Source organism: Thermoflexus hugenholtzii JAD2, from assembly GCF_900187885.1.
In the GTDB taxonomy this organism is placed as follows: Bacteria; Chloroflexota; Anaerolineae; order Thermoflexales; family Thermoflexaceae; genus Thermoflexus; species Thermoflexus hugenholtzii.
In genome coordinates this window covers 60,140-77,072 of record NZ_FYEK01000028.1, presented here as the reverse complement: position 1 = coordinate 77,072, position 16,933 = coordinate 60,140, and the positions used below count along the sequence as shown (strand labels likewise).

Below are 16,933 nucleotides of genomic sequence, written 5' to 3'. Positions count from 1 at the left end.
CGGCTCTCGCTCCTTTCCTTCAAGAGGGATGGGCAAGGGCATGGGATGCGATCAGGATCATCCGCTGCTTGCGAATGATCCATCCATCTGAGCGGCGGATGAGGATCTCTGCGGCTTCGGGGCCGCCGGAGGCGGCGAAGGCGCGGGCCCGGGCGGCGGCCGGGCCGTCCGAGGGCACCGGCGCCCACCAGCGCTCCCAGGGGAGAAGCTCCTCCACGACCTCCAGGGCGCGCACCTGCAGGCCGGCGGCCTTTATCCGGGCTTGCCATTCCTCCCGACTGAGGGCTTGCATATGGGAGGGATCCCGGATCCGTTCCAGCTCGTTCAGGAAGCGGGCGGCGGCCGGGTCGGAGGGGGCGATCATATCCACCAGGCCCAGCCGTCCGTTCGGGGCGAGCACGCGGGCCATCTCCGCGAGGGCGCGGGGGAGGTTCGGGAAGTGATGGGCCGCCCGCCGACAGGTGACCCACTCGAAGGCCCCATCGCGGAACGGCAGGGCCTCCGCGTCACCGATCACGAAGAAGGATCGAGGGAAGGAAGGGGCCTGGCGTCGGAACTCCCGGGCCATCGCCGGAGTGAGATCCAGGCCCACCACGGCCTCCACATATGGGGCCATGGCGAAGGCGGTGTGCCCGGGGCCGGTCGCCACGTCCAGCAAACGCCCGCGGCCCTGGGGGTGAAGCAGGACGATCAGCCGCTGCAGATCCTCCCCGGAGCGATGGGAGACGCTCTCGGTGTAGGCCGGGGCATAACTGGAGAAGAAGTCCTCCGCCTGCTCTTTGGGATCCATGGCCTCCTCCGAACGCGGATGCGCTTCTATCATAACGCGGAAGATCTGGAGAGCGTTCCAGGGGAGGACGCCAGGGATCCCCATGCCTCTGTTCCGGTCGACGCGGGGCATGCCCCGGATGGCCGAATGCGACCGCCGCATCCCTTTTCGCTCAAACGGCTTGACAGAAAAACCCGCGCGTGCTACATATATGAACAAACCCCGGAAGGCGTGGACCGCCGATGCGGATGGGGATCCTGCACCCACCGGCTGGCGCGAGGGGCGCTCCGCGGTTGCGGATCGCGCAGCGGGTGGATTTCACCTCCTCGATGAACACCTGTATCTGTCCTGAGCGGGGGCAGAAGGAGGCCGCCCGCTTGGGACGCGCGCCCCGCTGAGCGGAACCGACCTTCCTCTGCCCCCGCTTCTCCGCTTCCGGTCAACCCAACCTCCCTCTACCGGTTCTGTCCTCCCTGTCATCGATTGCTGTTTCCAATCTATCAGGGGTGAGCGGAGGGCAGGACCGAAGGGGAGCCTAAGAGACCACCTTGGCGAAGGTGATCTTCCTTTTATAGGGAAAACGGATCCCCTTCGGGGGGAGGGGGATAAAGAAGTTGTCCTCCCAACTTGCCTGATTCTAAAAACTGAGCTTCAGGAGGGACCTGCCATGGCGACGTATGCGGATCCGCAGGCTTTGGTGGACACCGAGTGGGTGGCCCAGCACCTTCACGACCCGAAGGTGCGCATCGTGGAGGTGGATTACGATCCGGCCAGCGCTTACCATCTGGGCCACATCCCGGGCGCGGTGCTCTTCGACTGGCGCAAGGACCTCAACGACCCGGTGCGGCGGGACATCCTGAGCAAGGAGGCCTTCGAGGCCCTCAACAGCCGCGCTGGGATCTCCAACGACACCACGGTGGTGCTCTATGGGGACTTCCGCAACTGGTTCGCGGCCTTCGCCTTCTGGATCTACAAGTATTACGGCCACGGGGCCGTGCGGCTGCTGAACGGCGGCCGCAAGAAGTGGATCGAGGAGAGGCGGCCGCTGACCGAGGAGGTCCCCTCGTATCCTCCTGCGGTCTACCGAGCCCAGGAGCCGGACGCGCGACTTCGGGCGCATCTTCCCTATGTCCTGAACGTGCTGGGCAAGCGCGGGGTGGCCCTGGTGGATGTGCGCTCGCCGGCGGAGTTCACCGGGGAGATCACCGCCCCACCGGAGTATCCCAACGAGGCGGCCCAGCGGGGCGGGCACATCCCCGGCGCGGTGAACATCCCTTGGTCAAAGGCCCTCAACGACGACGACACCTTCAAGGACCCTGAGGCCCTGCGCCGGATCTACGAGGAGGCGGGCGTCACCCCGGACAAGGAGGTCATCACCTATTGCCGTATCGGGGAACGCTCCTCGGTGACCTGGTTTGTGTTGCGCCATCTGCTGGGCTACCCCAATGTCCGCAACTATGACGGTTCCTGGTCGGAGTGGGGCAACACTGTCGGCGTTCCGATCGAGCGCTAAGGCGAGGCGAGGGCGGGCCTCTGGCCGGAGGCTCGCCCTTCGGAAGACCGGAGGGAAGCCATGGCATGGATCGTGCGGACCGTGGATCTGCGGGCGGGGATCGAGCTGTGCACGGATTCTCCCATCGGACGGGTTCAGCAGGCCCTGGCTGGCCTGGAACCGGGGGAGGCGGTGGCGGTTTGGGTGAAAGGCTACGCCGACGAGTTCACGGTCACCGCGTGGGCGAAGCGGAACGGCTACACCGTCCTGGAGGTGCAGCGGGAGGGCGAGGAGGCCCGCATCCTGCTGGGCGTTTCCCTGTGAGGAGGCCGAATCCGGTTCGGAGGGAACCACGCTCCGATTTAGGATGAGGCTTGTGATTTAAAAATGGTCGGCGCGCAGGGCTTCGAAGAGCCTATGGCGACTCCAGAGCGTAAGGGGGGCGCATCGGTAGCTCCTTGGTTCTCGCACGCTCAGAACATTGACGCTCCCTCCCTTTGTGGTAAAATGAACAAAAGGTTCCCGAGGGGGGATATCGATGTGGACGGGGACGCTACTGGAGTATGTGCCCATCGGGATGCTGCTCTTGATCGGGCTGGGGATCGGGGGGGTAGCTTTGTTGGCCCCAGCCCTGCTCGCCCCGAAGCGGCCCAGCCGCCGCAAGCATCTCCCCTATGAGTCCGGCATGCTCCCCATCGGGCCGGCCCAACGCCGCTTCCCAGTCAAATTTTATCTCACCGCCCTACTTTTTATCCTCTTCGACATTGAGATTATCTTTTTTTACCCCTGGGCCCTGCAGGTGCGGGCGTTGCGGACCCTGGCCCTCGTGGAGATGGGGCTCTTCGTCCTGGTCCTGCTGATCGGGTATGTCTATGCCTGGCGGAAAGGAGCCTTCGAATGGGAGCGGTGAGCGAGCCTTTGACGGGATATGGCGCCTCGGCTCCGGGTCAGAAGAACGGGGAGATAGGGGTGGCTTTGACCACCCTGGAGGAGGCCCTGGAGTGGGTGGCCGCCTGGGGGCGGACCCGGGCGATGTGGCCGCTGCTCTTCGGCCTGGCCTGCTGCGCCATCGAGATGATGGCCACCCAGGCTAGCCACTACGATCTCTCCCGCTTCGGGATGGAGATCATGCGGGCCTCCCCCCGTCAGGCGGATCTCATGATCGTGGCCGGGCGGGTGAGCCGGAAGATGGCCCCGGTGGTGCGGCGGCTTTACGATCAGATGACCGAGCCCAAGTGGGTGATCGCCATGGGCGATTGCGCCTCCACCGGCGGCGTCTTCAACAACTACGCCATCGTCCAGGGGGTGGATGAGATCATCCCCGTGGACGTCTATGTCTCCGGCTGCCCCCCGCGCCCGGAGGGCCTGATCGACGGCATCATGCGGCTTCACGAGAAGATCCGCCGGGGGAGCCGATCTCGCTGATGGACGATCGAGGGGCTCCTACCGGCCATGCCCAGGACGTTGCCTGACCCCTGGGAAGAGGAGGACGGCGGTGCCTATCCCTGAGGTGATTGAGCGGGTGCGTGCGCGGTTCGGCGAGGCGGTTCAGGAGGTCATCGAGTTCCGGGGAGAGACCACCCTGGTGGTCCGCCGGGAGGCCCTGGTGGAGATCTGCCGTTTCCTGCGGGACGATCCGGCATGCCGCTTCAATTTCCTGTCCGACCTGTGCGCGGTGGATTACTGGCCGGAGCGCCCCCGCTTCGCGGTGAACTATCATCTTTACTCCCTCCCGCACAACCTCCGGTTGCGGGTGAAGGTCTTCCTGGAGGAAGAGGACCCGGTGGTCCCTACGGTGACCGGGATCTGGCCCACGGCCAACTGGCACGAGCGTGAGGTCTATGATCTCTTCGGCATCCGCTTCGAGGGCCACCCCGACCTGCGCCGCATCCTGTTGCCGGAGGACTGGGAGGGGCATCCCCTGCGGCGGGATCACCCGCTGGTGGTGGAGCCGGTTCAGTTCTCCTTCAACTGGCGGGAGATCGACGCCCGCAAACCCTACGCGCGGGAATGAGGGGGCCGGCCATGGCCATCCGGGAAGGCGAGGTTCAGGCGTTCACCCTGGAGCAGCTGAAGCATCTGGTCTCCGAACGCGCCCTGCGCGGGGAGACCATCCTCCTCAACGTCGGGCCCCAGCATCCCAGCACCCACGGCGTGTTGCGCCTGCTGGTGGAGCTGGACGGGGAGACCATCGTCTCCGTGGTCCCGGACATCGGGTATCTCCACACCGGCATCGAGAAGCATTGCGAGTCCAAGACCTACACCAAGATCATCCCCCTCACGGACCGCATCGATTACCTCTCCCCCATGTCCAACAACCTGGCCTACGTGATGGCCGTGGAGAAGCTGCTGGGGGTGGAGGTCCCCCTGCGGGCCCAGTATATCCGGGTCATCCTGACGGAGCTGCAGCGCATCGCCAGCCACCTGGTCTGGCTGGGGACCCACGCCCTGGATATCGCGGCGATGAGCGTGTTCCTGTATTGCTTCCGCGAACGGGAGATGATCCTGGACATCTTCGAGATGGTCTCCGGCCAGCGGATGATGGTCTCTTATTTCCGGGTCGGCGGACTGTGGCGGGACGTCCCTGAGGGATTCGAGGAAGCGGTGCGCGCGTTCCTGAAGATCATGCCGGCGCGGATCAACGAATACGAACGCCTGCTCAAGAAGAACCCGCTCTGGCTCCGGCGGACGAAGGGGGTGGGCGTGATCTCCCCGGAGGACGCCATCGCCTGGGGGGTCACCGGCCCCTCCCTGCGGGGCTCCGGAGTGAACTACGACGTCCGCAAGGCCCAGCCGTATTCCTCTTACGATCACTTTGAGTTCGATGTGCCGCTGGGGGAGAACGGGGATGTCTATGACCGCTTCATGGTGCGCATCGAGGAGATGCGCCAGAGCCTGCGCATCATCGACCAGGCCCTGCGGCGTCTCCCCAAGGGTCCTTACATCACCCCGGACCGCAAGGTGACGCCGCCGCCGAAGGAGGAGCTGGCCTGGAGCATGGAGGCCCTGATCCATCACTTCAAGTTCTGGACGGAGGGCTTCAGCCCACCGCCGGGCGAGGTCTATCACGCCGTGGAGTCCCCGCGCGGGGAGTTCGGGGTCTACATCAACAGCGATGGCTCGCCGAAGCCCCGCCGGGTCCATTTCCGGGCTCCTTCCTTCGTGAACCTGCAGGCCCTCCCGATCATGGCGAAGGGATGCCTGGTGGCCGATCTCGTGGCCATCATCGGCAGCATCGACATCGTGCTGGGAGAAGTGGATCGCTGAGGAGGCATTTTCACTCAATCCATCTCAAGTGGGGAGGTGAGAGATGCCGGAGGTGATGATCCGCGGGCGCCGCATGTTCTACGAGGAGCACGGGAGAGGGTTCCCGGTGCTGTTCGGGCACAGCTATCTGTGGGATGCCCGGATGTGGGAGCCCCAGGTGGCCGTCCTCTCGCGGGCCTACCGCTGCATCGTGCCGGAGATCTGGGCCCACGGCCGCTCAGATCCTCCGCCGCATTCGCCCTACTCGGTGGATGAGCTGGCGGAGGACATGTGGGCTTTCGCCCAGGCCCTGGGGCTCTCCCGATTTGCGGTGGTCGGCCTCTCGGTGGGCGGGATGTGGGGGATGCGCCTGGCCTTGAACCACCCGGAGGCTGTCGCTGCCCTGGTGTTGATGGACACCGACGCGGGGGCGGAGCCGGAGGAATCCCGACAGCGCTATTTCGCCATGATGGCCGCCGTGGAGCAGGCCGGGGCGCTCCCTCCGCCCATCCTGGAGGCGCTGGTGCCGTTCTTCTTCTCGCCGGTCACGGTCCGGCGGGATCCGGAGCTCATCGCCCGGTTCAAGGCGGCCCTCGCCGCCATCCCGCCGGAGCGCCTGCCGGGGATCCTGGCCATCGGGCGCGGGATCTTCAGCCGGACCTCGGTGCTGGAGCGGCTGGGGGAGATCCGGGCGCCGACCCTGGTGGTGGTGGGGGCCGATGATGTCTCGCGACCCCCTCACGAGGCGGAGCGAATGGCCCGGGCGATCCCCGGGGCGCGCCTGGAGGTCATCCCCGAGGCCGGGCACATTGCTAACCTGGAGCGCCCGGACGTGGTGACGCCGCTTTTGGAGTCCTTCCTGGCCCAGGCCCTGGGGGAGGGCGCACGATGAGTGGGCAGCTCACCAATCGCTATGCCCGCCAGATCCTGGACGCCGCCCGATCCCTGATCGGGCCGGAGGCCTATCGGGATGCGCTGCGCCAGGCTGGGCTGACGCGGTATGAGGAGGCGTTGCCGCCCCTCAGCCCGGAGCCCGGGATCACCTTCGAGGAGATCTCCGCCTTCTGCCAGGCGATCCGGGAGCGCTTCGGCCCGGATGGGAGGTGGATGCTGCGCCGGATCGGCCATGAGGTTCTCCAGCGGGATCTCCAGGCCTACGGCTGGGTGGCGAACCTGGTCCGGCTGGTCTCCGGGATCCTGCAGGCCCCCCGGGAGCGGGTTTACAACGCCTGGCAGCGGGCCGCCGCGGTGGTCCGCACGGAGACCGGCTCCTCCCCTCAGGTATGGCGGGAAGGAGACTGGGTTTACTGGGAAAACCCCTCCTGTCCTTACTGCGTGGGGGTGAGCTGTGCGGAGCCTTGCTGCGATCTTCCCGCCGGCGTGCTGGAGGCCCTCACCGCCTGGGTCCTGGAGCGGCCGGTGGGGGCGATCCGGGTGATCGAAGAGTCCTGCCGTGGCCGCGGGGAGCCGGCTTGTCGGTATCGAGTCGAATGGTAAAGGGACATGGGGGGCGCGCCACTGCGTCCCCGCGAGCCAGTTTTCCCATTCTGGATCGAGGTGGAACGGATGCTCCGGGAGAAATACGCGCAGGAGGTCGAAACGATCTTGGCGAAATACCCGGTGAGGCGCTCGGCAGTGCTGCCGCTGCTCTATCTGGTGCAACGGGAATACGGCTACTGCACGGAGGAGGGCATCCGGGAGGTGGCGGAGATCACCGGGGTCAGCCCCACGGAGGTCCGGGAGGTGGTGGGCTTCTACACGCTTTTTTATGACCACCCCATCGGACGCCATTTGATTCAGATCTGCGACGATCTCCCATGTGCGTTGCGGGGCGCGGAGGATCTGGTGGCCCACGCGACCCGCCGTCTGGGGGTGCGCCCGGGCGAGACCACGCCGGACGGCCGGTTCACCCTGGAGACGGTGATGTGCATCGGGGCGTGCCATCGCGCGCCGGCGATGCAGGTGGACCTGGAGTTCGTGGAGAACGTGACGCCGGAGGTCTTCGATCGGATTGTTGAAGATCTCTCTCGGGATGGGATGTGATGGGGCGCTATGTCCTGCTGCGACATCGGGAGATCCCGGACCTCCACCGGCTGGAGGTGTATGTCCGCCACGGGGGCTATGAGGCCTGGCGGAAGGCCCTTACGGCCATGAGCCCGGAGCAGGTCATCGAGGAGGTGAAGGCCTCAGGCCTGCGCGGACGAGGTGGGGCGGGCTTCCCAACCGGGATGAAGTGGTCCTTCGTGCCCAAGGACGTCTTCCCCAAATACGTGGTGGTCAACGCCGATGAGTCCGAGCCGGGGACCTTCAAGGACCGGGAGATCATGGAGGGGAACCCCCATCAGCTGATCGAAGGGGCCCTCCTGGCGGCTTACGCCATCCAGGCGGAGCGGGTCTACGTTTACGTGCGGGGGGAATACCGTTCGGTGGCCCGTCGGCTGGAGGCGGCCATCGCCGAGGCCTACGCCGCCGGCTTCATCGGTCGCAACGTCCTGGGCACCGGCTACTCGGTGGAGATGTTCGTCCACCTGGGGGCTGGGGCCTATATCTGTGGGGAGGAGACAGCGCTCCTGGAATCCCTCGAGGGGAAGATCGGCCATCCCCGGGTGCGTCCGCCATTCCCGGCCACTTACGGCCTCTACGGCAAGCCCACGGTGGTCAACAACGTGGAGACCCTGGCCAACGTCCCGCCCATCGTCCTCCACGGGGCGGCCTGGTATCGGACCATGGGGACGGAGAAGAGCCCGGGCCCTAAGATCTTCTGCCTGAGCGGCCGGGTGCGCCGGCCGGGCAACTATGAGGCGGAGCTGGGCAAGATCACCTTCCGAGATCTCATCTTTGGGGAAGAATACGGTCAGGGCCTGCTGGAAGATGGGCGGACGGTGAAGGCCATCCTCCCGGCGGGGGCCTCCGCCCCCATGTTGCCGGCCTCCGCCCTGGACACACCCTTGGATTACGAATCCGTCCAGGCCGCGGGCTCCATGCTGGGCTCGGCTTCCATCATCGTCCTGGACGACACGGTGGACATCGTCTGGGCGGCCTACAAGATGATCCGCTTCTTCCAGCATGAGTCCTGCGGCAAGTGCACGCCGTGCCGGGAGGGGACCTACTGGCTGCGGCGGGTCTACGAGCGGATCGTCGCCGGGCGCGGGCGGCCGGGGGACGCTGAGCTCCTGGAGAGCATCGCCCGCCAGATGGCGGGCAAGACCCTGTGCCCGCTGGGGGACTTCGCCACCAGCCCGGTCCTCTCCAGCCTGAAACACTTCCGGAAGGAATACGAGGCCTACCTTCGGCGCACGATCGAAGCGCCGGTGGGAGCGCCTGCATGAGCGGGGGGTGTCCGCGAATGGGGAGCACGAATACAGCGGGGAAAGAATAAGAGCGATGGCGATCGCTTCAATCCAGCGTGGCGGCTGGAGGGGACGATGCCTCGGGCGCCTTTCGCATGGAGCGGGGACTTAACGGAAGAAGAGATCCGGCAAATCCTTCGCGAGGGGGATCCGGAGGAGCGGGCTCGCCTGATCGGCCGGATCGTCTCCGAGGCTCCCTTCGAGGAGATCTGGCGGTATGTCACGCCCGCGGAGATCGCCGCGAACTGGCCGGTGGTCCGCCGTTACATCTGGCCGCCGGACCTTCGCGAGATCTGGGAATGGGGGCTCCGTGTCTGGGGATACGAAGTGGCTTCTGACGCCCCTTCAGGAGAAGGTGCTTAAAGCGTTCTTCGCCATGCCCCTCTCCCGGGGGTTCGTGCTGACCGGTGGGACCGCGCTGGCTGCCTTCTACCTGTTCCATCGGATCAGCGAGGATCTGGATCTTTTCACGCCGAACCCGGAGGATATGCAGGATGTGGAGCGTGGGGTGAGCGACATCGCCCGCCGGGAAGGGCTGACGGTGGATCTCGAGCGCCGCTCGCCCTTTTTCTGTCGCGCCTTCCTCTTCGAGTCCAGGGATCAGCCACCCCTCAAGGTGGATCTGGTGTATGATCCCGGACCCTGGTTTGGCTCCCCCATGGAGCGGGAGGGAATACGGGTGGATTCCCTGGAAAACATCGCGGCCAACAAGGTGACGGCCCTGATGAGCCGTGGCGAGATGCGGGATTTCATCGATCTCTACTTCATTTTGAGGGAGACGGATTTGGATTTCGATCACTTGCTGATCCTGGCTCGTCAGAAGGATCCGGGACTGAGGGAGTTCTATCTGGCGGGCTTCATTTATCAGCAACTGAAACGGATGCGGGCCCTCCCGCCTCTCCACAAGCCTCTGGATCCGGAGGACTTCCGACGGTTCTACGCCGATCTGGCGGAGGCGCTGGCGCGCCGCTCCAGGCCGGATGGTCCTGGAGGACGCGGGGGATGATCAGACATCCCGGCGCGATGCCCTTTCGCGTCGAACTCGCTGATGAGGGATGAAGGATGGCCGGAACGGTGCGGATCCTGATCGATGATCGACCCATCGAGGTGCCGGCCGGCACCCTGGTGGTGGACGCGGCCAAGCAGGCCGGGATCGATATTCCGGTGTTCTGTTACCATCCCAAGCTCGAGCCGGCCGGGATGTGCCGGATGTGCCTGGTGGAAGTGGGGACGATCCAGGTGGACCCGAACACCCGGCAGCCCCTCCGGGATGAAGAGGGACGGCCGGTGGTGCGCTGGATGCCCCGCCTTCAGACCGCCTGCACCACCCGGGTCGTCGAGGGCATGGTGGTGCGGACGAACACCCTCCAGGTCCGGGAGGCCCAGCGGGCGGTCCTGGAGTTCCTGCTCACCAGCCATCCGCTGGATTGTCCGATCTGCGACAAGGGCGGGGAATGTCCCCTCCAGAACCTCACGATGCGTTACGGCCCCGCTGAGTCCCGCTTCGATTACTGGGATAAGATGCACCAGGAGAAGCGGGTGCCCCTGGGCGATCTGATCATCCTGGATCGGGAGCGGTGCATCCTGTGCGGCCGCTGCATCCGCTTCCAGGAGGAGATCGCCGACGACCCGGTGCTGGGGTTCTCGGACCGCGGGCGGGGAATGGAGATCATCACGTTCTCGGACCCTCCCTTCGCCAGTTACTTCTCCGGCAACACCACGGACATCTGTCCGGTGGGGGCGCTGACCACCACGGACTTCCGGTTCCGCGCCCGGCCCTGGGAGATGACGCCGATCCCCAGCGTCTGTCCGCACTGCCCGGTGGGTTGCAACATCACCCTGGACGTTCGGATCTCGGCCCGCAAGGGCGGATGGGACATCCTGCGGGTGATGCCGCGCCAGCACGAGGAGGTCAACGAGATCTGGATCTGCGACAAGGGCCGCTTCGTCCATCACTTCGCCACCGCGGAGGACCGCCTCCGCCAGCCCCTGGCGCGGCGGAACGGGGAGCTGGTCCCCGTCTCCTGGGAGGAAGCCCTGACGCGCGTGGCGGAGGCCATGCGGCAGGCGGGGTCCCGGGCGGCCGGGATCGTCGGGGATCGCTTGCCGAACGAAGATCTCTACCTGTTCCGCCGGCTGTTTGCGGAGGTGCTGGGTTCCTCCTGGATCACGATGGACCCGCCGATCACCGGTGCCGAGTGGGTGGCCCGCTACGGCGTGGGGGTGGGCACGGACTTCGGACGGATGGGCCCCGGGAGCCTGATCGTGGTGATGGCGGGCGACCTGGAGGAGGAGGCCCCGGTCTGGTTCCTGCGGGTCCGAGGGGCGGTGCGCCGCGGGGCCCGGCTGATCGTGGCCGGCGGCCGCCCGCAGAAGGCCGAGCGCTATGCGGATCCCATCCTCCGCTATCGATATGGGACCGAGGCGCTGGTGCTCATCGGGGCGCTTCGGGTGCTCTTCGAGGAGGACCGCATCGCCCCCGAGGCGCGGCCCCGCCTGGACGGGGTGGAGGCCCTGCGGAAGGCGGTGATGGGGTATTCCCTGGACGAGATCGGTCGGCGGAGCGGCGTCCCGCGGGAGGCCCTGCAGGCCTTCGCCCGGGCGGTGGCGGAGGCGCGGGACGTGGTGTTCCTCTTCGGGCGAGAGGGGGTTTTCGACGAGGAGGCCCTCGTCGGGCTGGCGGCGGATCTGCTGGCGTTGACCGGTCATGTGGGCCGGGCCCAGAACGGGCTGTTGCCCCTCTGGCCTCACGGCAACACTCAGGGGGCCCTGGACTTCATCGGCGTGCAGCCCCTTCCGGAGGAGGTCCCCTTCCTATACGTGGTCGGCGCGGATCCCCTGGGGGATGGCCGGCCGATGCCCCGGGCGGGGTTCCTGGTGGTGCAGGATCTCTTCCTCACCGAGACGGCCCGCCTTGCCGATGTGGTGCTCCCGGCCCAATCGTGGGCCGAGCGGGATGGCACGTTCACCAGCGCGGAGCGGCGGGTGCAGCGGTTCTACAAGGCCATCCCGGCGCAGGGGGAGGCCCGGGCGGACTGGGAGATCTTCACCGCCCTGGCCCGCCGGCTGGGTGCGGGCTGGCTCTACCTCACCCCGGAGGCCGTAATGGATGAGATCGCCCGCGCTCTCCCCCGCTATGCCGGGATGGATTACGAGGCCCTGGCCTGGACCCGGCCCCAATGGCCGCCGGTGGGCACGTCGCGGGATCTTTACTTTGGTGGGACGGCGCGGCCGAACACCGGGGGCTTAGGCCGGGTCTGGCCGACGGAGGCGGAGCTTCCCCAGGCCCGCTGGCCGCTGGCCTGGAAGGCTCCCACTATCCCCTCCGAGGAGGCCGTGCTCGTGGTGCCGGTCCGCCGGCTTTACGACGAGGGGACGCTGATCGGGCGCACGCCGCACCTGCGGAACCGGATGGTCCCGCCGGCGGCGCGGGCGCATCCGGAGACGGCCGCGCGGTTGGGCCTGCGGGACGGGCAATCGGTCCTCCTGCCGGTGAACGGAGGCGGCATCCCCCTCCGGGTGGAGCTGGATGCCGCGGTTCCGGCTGGGGTGATCCTGGCCCCGGCCTCCCGAATTGGGCGGACGGGCATCCTGGAGGGGCTCCCGGTGGCGTTGCGCGTGGAGGTGGGGGATGGGGCCGTTTCTGCTTGAGGCGGCCATCAAGAGCGCGGTGCTGGTGATGCTCTTGCTCACCGGCTTCGCTTATCTCACCTTGGCCGAGCGCAAACTGGTGGCGGATTTCCAGGCCCGCATCGGGCCGAACCGGGCCGGGCCTTACGGGCTGCTCCAGCCCCTGGCGGACGCCGTCAAGCTGTTCTTCAAGGAGGATTTCGTCCCGGCTTATGCGGATCGGGTCCTGTTTGTCCTGGCCCCCCTGATCACCCTGGCGCCGGCCATCATGATCTTCGCCGTGATCCCCTTCGGGCCGGAGCTCACCCTGTTGGGCTATCGGACCCGGCTGCAGCTGACGGATGTGAACGTGGGGGTGCTTTACATCGTGGCCATCACCTCCATCAGCGTTTACGGGGTCACCCTGGCGGGCTGGGCCTCGAACAACAAATACGCGCTGCTGGGGGGCATCCGGGCGGCGGCCCAGATGATCAGCTACGAGCTGGCGATGGGGTTGGCCATCGTCAGCGTGGTGCTGACCGCGGGCACGTTGCAGGTCAGCGGGATCGTGGAGTTCCAGCGCGGGGGATGGTTGATCTTCTATCAACCCCTGGCGGCGGTCATCTTCTTCCTCACCGGCCTGGCGGAGATCAAGCGGGCTCCCTTTGACCTGGTGGAGGCGGAGCAGGAGCTGACAGCTGGCTATCTGACGGAATACAGCAGCATGAAGTTCGCCCTCTTCTTCATGGCCGAATACGTCAAGATGATCGGCTTCAGCGCCCTGATGGCCACCTTCTTCCTGGGAGGCTACCTGGGGCCCTGGGTGGATCTCTACCCGGCCCTGGGGGTGGTTTACTTTACCCTTAAGGTGATCCTGCTGCTCTTCCTCCTGATCTGGATCCGGGCCACGTTGCCGCGGATCCGCTACGATCAGCTGATGGGGCTGGGCTGGAAGGTGCTTCTGCCCCTGGCGCTGGCCAACGTGATGGGGACGGCGGTGGTGATCGCGCTGATCGGATGAGCCGGAAGGCGGGAAGCGAGGTGAACCGATGGTGGCGGAGCTGTTGCGAGGTTTGCTGACCACGTTGCAGGAGTTCCTGCAGACCAACCTGCGGGGCCCGGTGACCTATCCTTACCCAGAGGTGCGGCGGCCCCTGCGCACGCGCTTCAAGGGGGTTCACGAGCTGCGGCGCTACAGCAACGGCCTGGAGCGCTGCATCGGCTGCGCCCTCTGCGCCGCAGCCTGCCCGGCCGATGCCATCTACGTGGAGGCGGGGGAGAACACCGACGAGGAGCGCTACTCGCCGGGGGAGCGCTACGCCCGCGTTTACGAGATCAACCTGCTGCGGTGCATCTTCTGCGGATACTGTGAGGACGCCTGCCCGACCAATGCTATCGTGCTGACGGATAAGATCCCGCCGGCCGGCTACACCCGGGAGTCGTTCATCGTGACCAAGGCGCAGCTGCTGGTGCCGCCGCCCCCCGGGGTCCCGGGCACCCCTCAGCGGACCACGGACCCGGCCCTGCGCACGCGCTCCATCTGGGAGGAGGGGCTGGTCAACGAGCCGGTGTGAGGCGGCGCTGCTTTCGACGGATCTCGATCCCGGGAGGCGACGTTGGGGGAGCTGATCTCGTTCTATGTGCTGGCTGGGGTCGCGGTGGCCACCGCTCTGGCGATGGTCCTCACCCGAAACGCGGTGCACAGCGCCCTGTTCCTGGTGCTGAACCTGATCACCGTGGCGATCTTCTATTTGCTCCTGAACGCCCCCTTCGTGGCGATGGTGCAGATCGCGGTCTACGCCGGGGCGGTGATGGTTCTCTTCCTTTTCGTGATCATGATGCTCGGGGCGGAGCGGGTGGGCGGGGCCATCGGTCTGCGCACCCAGATCCCTCTGGCCGTCGGTCTGGGGATCGTCCTGGTCGGGGGGGCGCTGTTCGCTTTTCTCCAGGCGCCGGCCGGGCTGGCCCCCGCCGGGAGCCCGCCGGCTCCCCTGGGGGATCCGGCCGCCATCGGAGCGCGGCTGTTGACGACCCATGTGCTTCCTTTCGAGATCACCTCCATCCTGTTGCTCATCGCCATGGTCGGGGTGGTGGTGCTGGCCCGGGATCTGCGATCAGGAGGCTGAGGGATGGTCACCCTGACCCACTATCTGGCCCTCAGCGCGCTGCTTTTCGGCATCGGGGCGGTGGGGTTCCTGATCCAGCGGAACGCCCTGATCGTGTTTATGTGCGTGGAGCTGATGCTGAACGCGGCCGCTTTGGCCTTCGTGGCCGCCTCGCGGTATCGCGGCCTGCTGGAGGGGCAGATGGCCGTCTTCTTCGTGTTGACGGTGGCTGCGGCTGAGGTGGCGGTGGGCCTGGCCTTGATGGTAGCGATCTTCCGCACCCGGCAGACCACGAATGTGGACGAGCTGCGCAGCCTGAAAGGCTGAGAGACGAGATCTGCGGGATCGAGAGGATCCTGGGGCCGGACCCGGCCTTTTCACTTTGAAGCGGAGACGGGAGATGGACGCGCTGTTCGGGTGGTCGTGGCTGATCATCGCCTTCCCGTTGTTGGGCTTCTTGATCAACTTGGTCTCCACCGGCCCGACGCGAGAGCGCACGGTCGGGATCGTGGCCTCGGCGGCCGCTGCCGCCTCTTTTGGGGTCTCGGTCCTGGTCTTCGCCGCCCTGCTGGCCCGCCCGGCGGAGGCCCGTCTGGTGGAGGTCTCCCTCTACCGCTGGGCAGCCGTCCCGCCGCTCGCGGTCGAGGTGGGGCTTCGCCTCGATCCCCTCTCCACCGCGATGGCGCTGATCGTGACCCTGGTAGGGACGCTGATCCACATCTACTCCATCGGCTACATGGCGGGCGATCCCCACATCCGCCGCTTTTTTATGTTCCTCAACCTCTTCCTGGCCTCGATGCTCCTCCTGGTCCTGGCCGACAACTTCCTTCTCCTCTTCGTGGGCTGGGAGCTGGTGGGGCTCTGTTCGTATCTGCTGATCGGCTTCTGGTTCGAGGTGCCTTACAACGCATGGGCGGGGCGCAAGGCCTTCATCGTGAACCGGATTGGGGACTTCGGGTTCACGGTGGGCCTTCTGCTGCTCTTCTGGACCTTCGGCACGTTCCGCTACGGGCCGGTCTTTGAGGCGGTGGAGCGGGGGACGGTGGAGGCGGGCCTGCTCACACTGATCACGCTGTTGCTTTTTGCGGGGGTGACGGGGAAGAGCGCCCAGATCCCCCTCTATGTCTGGTTGCCCGATGCCATGGCCGGCCCCACGCCGGTCTCCGCCCTGATCCACGCGGCGACCATGGTCACCGCAGGCGTCTATTTGATCGCCCGCGCCCATCCCCTCTTCGCCGCGGCCCCGCTGACCCAAGGCGTGGTGGTCGTGGTGGGGGCGGCCACGGCCCTGTGGGCGGCCCTGATCGCGGCGGGGCAGTTCGATATCAAGCGGGTTCTGGCTTTCTCCACCATTTCCCAGTTGGGCTATATGGTGGCGGCGGCGGGAGCAGGGGCCACCACGGCGGCGATCTTCCACCTGGGCACCCATGCGTTTTTCAAGGCGCTGCTCTTCCTGGGGGCGGGATCGGTGATCCACGCCCTGGAGCACGCGCACCATCACGGTGGGGGATCCGGTCCCTTCGATCCGAACGACATGCGTCGCATGGGCGGCCTGGCCCGGCGGATGCCGACCACCGCCTGGACCTATGGGATCGGGGCGGCGGCCCTGGCCGGGATCCCGCCCCTGGCCGGGTTCTGGAGCAAGGATGAGATCCTGAACGCCCTCCGGGGAGCAGCGGGATGGTCCGCCCTGGCTTACGGGTTGTTGCTCGCCGCAGCCTTCCTCACCGCCTTCTATATGACCCGTCAGGTGTGGATGGTGTTCGCCGGCGCGCCCCGCAGCCCCGAGGCCGCCCACGCCGAGGAGAGCCCGGCGGTGATGACGGCCCCGCTGGGGATCTTCGCCTTCTTCTCCATCGTGGCGGGGTGGATCAACGCCCCCGGCCTGGGCCTGCTCGCCGCCTGGCTGGAGCCAGGGCATCCTCCCACCTTCCATCCCGAGCAGGCCGCCCTGGCCACCCTCATTGCCCTGGCGGGGGTGGGGGCGGGATGGGCGATCTACCGTCCCCAAGCCTGGCCGGCGGGCGTGGAGGATCCCTTGCAGAAGGCCCTCGGCGCCTTCTTCACCGCCCTGAACCGCAAGCTCTACGTGGATGAGGTCTACGATGCGCTGTTCGTCCGCCCCTTCCAGGGGCTGGCGTGGGCGGTGGCGACGGTGGTGGAGCCTTACGGGATCGACGGGGCGGTGAACGGCCTGGCCCGCCTGGTGGGAGTGGCTGCCGCCTGGGCACGCCGCTGGAGCAGCGGCTACGTGCGGCAGTATGGTCTCTCCGTGCTCTTCGGCGCGGTCTTCCTGCTGCTCTACGTGCTGCTCATACTGCGCTGAGCGGGAGCCGGATCCCCCTGGCAAAACCGGACGATC

At 66.8% G+C, this 16,933-nt stretch carries 19 protein-coding genes; 18 read left to right on the top strand and 1 reads right to left on the bottom strand.

The annotated features are described in order from the left end of the window. Positions 1-19 precede the first annotated feature (19 nt). The gene (locus tag CFB18_RS08215) at positions 20-790 is read right to left on the bottom strand and encodes a class I SAM-dependent methyltransferase (RefSeq protein WP_159461651.1); all 771 of its coding nucleotides are present in this window, start codon (positions 788-790) and stop codon (positions 20-22) included. Between the two features lie 646 nt (positions 791-1,436). On the opposite strand from CFB18_RS08215, the gene CFB18_RS08210 reads away from it, so the two are divergent. From CFB18_RS08210 to nuoL, 18 genes are all read left to right on the top strand, one after another. Further along, the gene (locus tag CFB18_RS08210; RefSeq protein WP_088571327.1) at positions 1,437-2,282 is read left to right on the top strand and encodes a sulfurtransferase; all 846 of its coding nucleotides are present in this window, start codon (positions 1,437-1,439) and stop codon (positions 2,280-2,282) included. A 60-nt stretch (positions 2,283-2,342) separates the two neighbouring features. Next, entirely contained in the window at positions 2,343-2,585 is a 243-nt protein-coding gene (locus CFB18_RS08205) for a sulfurtransferase TusA family protein (RefSeq protein WP_088571326.1), read from the top strand. 214 nt (positions 2,586-2,799) lie between these two features. After that, the gene (locus tag CFB18_RS08200) at positions 2,800-3,171 is read left to right on the top strand and encodes an NADH-quinone oxidoreductase subunit A (RefSeq protein WP_088571325.1); all 372 of its coding nucleotides are present in this window, start codon (positions 2,800-2,802) and stop codon (positions 3,169-3,171) included. Next, on the top strand, positions 3,159-3,686 hold the full coding sequence (locus CFB18_RS08195; protein ID WP_088571324.1) for an NADH-quinone oxidoreductase subunit B: 528 nt from the start codon (positions 3,159-3,161) through the stop codon (positions 3,684-3,686). Before CFB18_RS08200 ends, CFB18_RS08195 begins: the two co-directional genes overlap by 13 nt. Before the next feature lie 43 nt (positions 3,687-3,729). Beyond that, complete coding sequence (locus tag CFB18_RS08190; RefSeq protein ID WP_366971950.1) at positions 3,730-4,275, top strand: NADH-quinone oxidoreductase subunit C; 546 nt, start codon at positions 3,730-3,732, stop codon at positions 4,273-4,275. 11 nt (positions 4,276-4,286) lie between these two features. Beyond that, a complete protein-coding gene (gene nuoD / locus CFB18_RS08185; RefSeq protein WP_088571322.1) occupies positions 4,287-5,528 on the top strand; it encodes an NADH dehydrogenase (quinone) subunit D in 1,242 nt (413 codons plus the stop codon). Positions 5,529-5,571: 43 nt separating this feature from the next. Continuing rightward, a complete protein-coding gene (locus tag CFB18_RS08180; RefSeq protein ID WP_088571321.1) occupies positions 5,572-6,399 on the top strand; it encodes an alpha/beta fold hydrolase in 828 nt (275 codons plus the stop codon). Further along, positions 6,396-7,004 carry a 4-vinyl reductase gene (locus CFB18_RS08175; protein ID WP_088571320.1) on the top strand — a complete coding sequence of 203 codons (609 nt, stop codon included), beginning with the start codon at positions 6,396-6,398 and terminating at the stop codon, positions 7,002-7,004. Before CFB18_RS08180 ends, CFB18_RS08175 begins: the two co-directional genes overlap by 4 nt. 69 nt (positions 7,005-7,073) lie before the next feature. Continuing rightward, a complete protein-coding gene (nuoE, locus tag CFB18_RS08170) occupies positions 7,074-7,550 on the top strand; it encodes an NADH-quinone oxidoreductase subunit NuoE (protein WP_159461650.1) in 477 nt (158 codons plus the stop codon). Further along, a complete protein-coding gene (gene nuoF, locus CFB18_RS08165; RefSeq protein ID WP_088571318.1) occupies positions 7,550-8,836 on the top strand; it encodes an NADH-quinone oxidoreductase subunit NuoF in 1,287 nt (428 codons plus the stop codon). Before nuoE ends, nuoF begins: the two co-directional genes overlap by 1 nt. Positions 8,837-8,932: 96 nt before the next feature. Continuing rightward, positions 8,933-9,220 carry a hypothetical protein gene (locus CFB18_RS15295; RefSeq protein ID WP_159461649.1) on the top strand — a complete coding sequence of 96 codons (288 nt, stop codon included), beginning with the start codon at positions 8,933-8,935 and terminating at the stop codon, positions 9,218-9,220. Further along, complete coding sequence (locus CFB18_RS08160; RefSeq protein WP_159461648.1) at positions 9,213-9,863, top strand: nucleotidyl transferase AbiEii/AbiGii toxin family protein; 651 nt, start codon at positions 9,213-9,215, stop codon at positions 9,861-9,863. Before CFB18_RS15295 ends, CFB18_RS08160 begins: the two co-directional genes overlap by 8 nt. A gap of 56 nt (positions 9,864-9,919) precedes the next feature. Further along, positions 9,920-12,508, top strand: coding sequence for an NADH-quinone oxidoreductase subunit NuoG (nuoG, locus tag CFB18_RS08155; RefSeq protein WP_088571316.1), 2,589 nt, complete (start codon positions 9,920-9,922; stop codon positions 12,506-12,508). Continuing rightward, complete coding sequence (gene nuoH / locus CFB18_RS08150) at positions 12,489-13,487, top strand: NADH-quinone oxidoreductase subunit NuoH (protein ID WP_088571315.1); 999 nt, start codon at positions 12,489-12,491, stop codon at positions 13,485-13,487. Before nuoG ends, nuoH begins: the two co-directional genes overlap by 20 nt. A gap of 28 nt (positions 13,488-13,515) precedes the next feature. After that, entirely contained in the window at positions 13,516-14,040 is a 525-nt protein-coding gene (gene nuoI, locus CFB18_RS08145; protein ID WP_088571314.1) for an NADH-quinone oxidoreductase subunit NuoI, read from the top strand. A 42-nt stretch (positions 14,041-14,082) separates the two neighbouring features. Next, complete coding sequence (locus tag CFB18_RS08140) at positions 14,083-14,592, top strand: NADH-quinone oxidoreductase subunit J (protein ID WP_200808133.1); 510 nt, start codon at positions 14,083-14,085, stop codon at positions 14,590-14,592. A gap of 3 nt (positions 14,593-14,595) precedes the next feature. After that, the gene (gene nuoK, locus CFB18_RS08135; RefSeq protein WP_088571313.1) at positions 14,596-14,898 is read left to right on the top strand and encodes an NADH-quinone oxidoreductase subunit NuoK; all 303 of its coding nucleotides are present in this window, start codon (positions 14,596-14,598) and stop codon (positions 14,896-14,898) included. A 73-nt stretch (positions 14,899-14,971) separates the two neighbouring features. Beyond that, positions 14,972-16,897, top strand: a complete 1,926-nt coding sequence (gene nuoL / locus CFB18_RS08130; protein ID WP_088571312.1) for an NADH-quinone oxidoreductase subunit L — start codon at positions 14,972-14,974, stop codon at positions 16,895-16,897. Positions 16,898-16,933: the final 36 nt, after the last annotated feature.